At 69.8% G+C, this 265-nt stretch carries 1 protein-coding gene; it reads left to right on the forward strand.

Going from position 1 to position 265, the window contains the following annotated elements:
- On the forward strand, window positions 1-265 hold a 265-nt coding region (locus AC3II9_RS21880), incomplete at both ends, for a hypothetical protein (RefSeq protein ID WP_489158811.1).

A 265-nucleotide genomic window follows, 5' to 3' on the forward strand; every position in this document is an offset into this window, starting at 1 on the left:
GACATGCCAGAGCCCCGCGCGCCATGCCGACCCTTGCCGCCGCATTCCTTCGCCTTCTGGCGCTGTTGTCGCTCGTCGTGATGCCTGTGGTGGCGTCGGCCCAATCCTGCGACGGCGCCCTGCCGCCGCCGGGCCCCGATGGCCGAGTCGCGGGACATTTCCCCTATGGCGACGCGCCGCCCGAAGACATCGTCCCCGCACCGGCCGGATTCGGGCTCAAGCCCTATTGCCGATTGCACCGGGCCATGATCCCCGATCTGCAACG

The organism is Lysinibacillus sp. RU7 (genome assembly GCF_057837305.1).